The 1,914-nt window shown below is 48.7% G+C and carries 1 protein-coding gene; it reads right to left on the bottom strand.

The window, feature by feature from the left end:
• The coding region (locus FDW87_RS10175) for a phosphoethanolamine transferase CptA (RefSeq protein ID WP_137379711.1) at window positions 1-1,713 on the bottom strand (1,713 nt) is incomplete at its 3' end.
• Between the last annotated feature and the right edge of the window lie 201 nt (window positions 1,714-1,914).

The raw sequence follows: 1,914 nt of genomic DNA on the forward strand, positions 1-1,914 counted from the left end.
GCCGTACGGCAGGCTATCGTAATCAATCAGGGCATTCTTTTTGTACGGATTGCCAATCCAGCGGGTCGTCTCTTTGAACTGCGGGCTGGTAATGGATCGGGTCGGATCGAAACCGTCGTAGGTGAATCCCGCTAAATCAGACCAGGTGTGGATAAGCTCTGAACTGCTGTATTTACGATTCACATCCTGTGAGAAGTCACGCGGGTGTGCAGCCTGCCATTTTTCAGAGGTCCACAGCAGGAACGGTACCGTATACATATGGCGCGTCGGGTTGTCTTCATTACGACCCTGCGTTTTATGCGGTGGCGTATCGTATACCTCCTCCCCGTGATCGGAGAAGTAGAGCAGGAAGCCGTTCGGATCGGTCGCTTTATAGTCTTTGATCAGACTCGCAATGATATGGTCATTGTAGACATTCGCGCTGTCGTAATCGTTGTATGCTTCCAGCTCATCATCATCCAGGCCGGGGGGAACGTTGTCGACATTGTTATCGAATTTACCCTGACCATCCGGATAGCGGAATTTGTACTTAATATGCGTACCCAGCAGGTGCACGATGATGAACTTTTTCGGTGCCGGGTCGGCCAATACTTCTTTAAATGGCGCCAGCACGTTGCTGTCATATTCGCGCGCACTTTGCGTACGCTGCTGATTCATATAAAACTGCTTATCCGTCTGCTTAGAGAACACGGTCAGCATGGTGTTGCGAGCCGTCATCGTCTGCTGATTGGTGATCCAGAAGGTTTTATAACCTGCCTGTTTCATCATATTCATCAGAGACGGTTGAGTCAGGTACAGGTCCGGATTCTTCTCGTTGGCGAAGGTCAGCGCCTGCTGCAGGATTTCAATGGTGTACGGACGTGAGGTCACGACATTATTGAATACGGTGAAGTTAGGATCGGATTTATGCAATGCATCCAGTTCTGGCGTCGTTTCGCGCGGGTAACCATACAGGCTCATGCGACCACGCTGCGTTGACTCGCCAATGACCAGCACCAGCGTACGTGGGGCATCGCCGGAGTTATCTTTGAAGTTAGCCAGCGGCGGCAGGGCATTGTTCTCATTCAGCAGGCTATTGAGTGAGGTCAACTGCTGACGGTACTGATAATACCCGGAGATGAATTGCCACGGTGCGGCGGGCTCCATACGTGAGGCGAGACCATTCAACGTTTTTTCAAACGGCTTGTGTTTGATGAAAGTGTTAACGGCTATCGGATGCAGAATCAAACCGTATAACAACGCAAACGACACCAGATAGCGCCAGGGCGATGGAATATGAACAGGGCGCAGACGCGTCCACAGCAGAATAGCGATAGCCGTATAGGCCAGGGCGATAAGAACAATTTTTAGGCTGAAATACTGGCTGAGATATTCGCTGGCTTCGTTCGCATTGGTTTCAAACATCACATACAGAACGCTTTGCGAGAACTCTTGTCCGTAGATGACGTAATAGCTCAGAGCAGCCAGCGAGGCCGCCCATAGCACCATGCCAATGACGGCAGCAATAATACGGATACGGTTTGGAAATAAAAATACCGGGATTAACCACAGCGAACTGAATAGCAAGGAGTCGCGTAATCCATTAGTTCCGCTATATCCGGTTAAACAAATAACGACCTGGAGTAAAGTGGAAAAAAACCAAAAATAGAGGAGCGCCCAACCCAGGGCTTTCCAGCTAAATTTAGGTTTAGACTGGAGTTGTAAGGATTGCATAATGTGAGCCTGTCTTTAATCGTAGCGCCAAGAGTAGCGACTTAATATTAAGAGGAACTTAAGCATCACGATCTTAGGATCGTGTTTTGCTGTTGATATATTCACAATGTGAATATATTCAGGCGGGAATATATTGAAAAAGAAGCGGTTATGACAGCAGTTTTTGTTGTCGCCTTCATACAATAGCACGAAGGCGACGAG

Source organism: Citrobacter sp. wls826, from assembly GCF_005281245.1.
In the GTDB taxonomy this organism is placed as follows: Bacteria; Pseudomonadota; Gammaproteobacteria; order Enterobacterales; family Enterobacteriaceae; genus Citrobacter; species Citrobacter braakii.